This is a genomic window from Paenibacillus sp. Y916 (assembly GCF_056786435.1).
In genome coordinates, this window is sequence record NZ_JBXCJA010000029.1 from 1 (window position 1) to 684 (window position 684).

Below are 684 nucleotides of genomic sequence, written 5' to 3' on the forward strand. Positions count from 1 at the left end.
ACCCCTAACCACTCCCCTTAACCTTCCAGCACCGGGCAGGCGTCAGCCCGTATACTTCGCCTTACGGCTTCGCACAGACCTGTGTTTTTGCTAAACAGTCGCTTGGGCCTTTTCACTGCGGCCCCCTCGTGCTATTCACACTACCGGGGCACCCCTTCTCCCGAAGTTACGGGGTCATTTTGCCGAGTTCCTTAACGAGAGTTCTTCCGCGCGCCTTAGAATACTCTTCTCGCCTACCTGTGTCGGTTTGCGGTACGGGCACCTTCTCCTGGTTAGAGGCTTTTCTTGGCAGTGTGAGATCATGACCTTCGCTACTATAATTTTCGCTCCCCATCACAGCCCAGCCTTATAGTGTGCGGATTTGCCTACACACAAGCCTCACTGCTTAGACGGACTATTCCATCAGTCCGCGTCACTACCCTACTGCGTCACCCCATTACTCATAACGGATTACGGTGGTACAGGAATTTCAACCTGTTGTCCATCCACTACGCCTTTCGGCCTCGCGTTAGGTCCCGACTTACCCTGAGAGGACGAGCCTTCCTCAGGAAACCTTGGGCTTTCGGCGGATCAGATTCTCACTGATCTTTTCGTTACTTATACCGGCATTCTCACTTGTATAGTGTCCAGCGCTCCTCACGGTACACCTTCAACCTCTATACAACGCTCCCCTACCCCTGATAC

The 684-nt window shown here is 53.4% G+C and carries 1 rRNA gene; it reads right to left on the reverse strand.

Features of this window, described 5'->3' with window-relative positions:
- Positions 1-684, reverse strand: a 23S ribosomal RNA gene (locus tag AC1TO9_RS24500); the annotation flags it as partial.